Origin of the sequence: Collinsella sp. AM29-10AC (assembly GCF_003469085.1) — a bacterium.
GTDB lineage: Bacteria > Actinomycetota > Coriobacteriia > Coriobacteriales > Coriobacteriaceae > Collinsella.
Genome location: NZ_QSKB01000061.1, coordinates 1,067 through 1,511 on the forward strand (window position 1 = coordinate 1,067; position 445 = coordinate 1,511).

Sequence of the window (445 nt, forward strand, 5' to 3'; positions counted from 1 at the left end):
CCCCCCGGGGCCCTCCGGCCTGCCGCGGCGTCCCGGCTCGAGCGCCTCCGGCCCGCCCTCGCGGTACAGCCTGCACCAGCGGTCGAGCGATGTGGCGGCGGCGATACCGAAGCGGGCCATCGCCTCCGACCGCGGCATCCCCTCGTCCACGACGGCCCTCGCGACGGCGAGCTTGGTCTCCATGTCGTAGGTCCTGCGGCTCTCGCCCATCCCGATCAGCCCCTTCCTCCCGGTTGCCCGGTACGCGTAGAGCCATTTTCTCACCGCCGGGGCGGGAACGTCGAGCATCTTGGCCGCGAGTTCGAAGCCGAGGCCGGCCTCGAACAGGTCGGCGGCGCGTGCCCTCATCTCGCGACCGTATCTTGCCTTCTTCCTGCGGGGCATTTCCGATGCCTCCCTTTTCTCGAACCTTAATTTCAAAGTCCAAGAAATGGGATGCAGTTCA

The 445-nt window shown here is 67.9% G+C and carries 1 protein-coding gene; it reads right to left on the minus strand.

Annotated elements, in window-relative coordinates; genetic code table 11:
• The coding region (locus DW754_RS10795; RefSeq protein ID WP_233540194.1) for a helix-turn-helix domain-containing protein at positions 1–384 on the minus strand (384 nt) is incomplete at its 3' end.
• Positions 385–445: the final 61 nt, after the last annotated feature.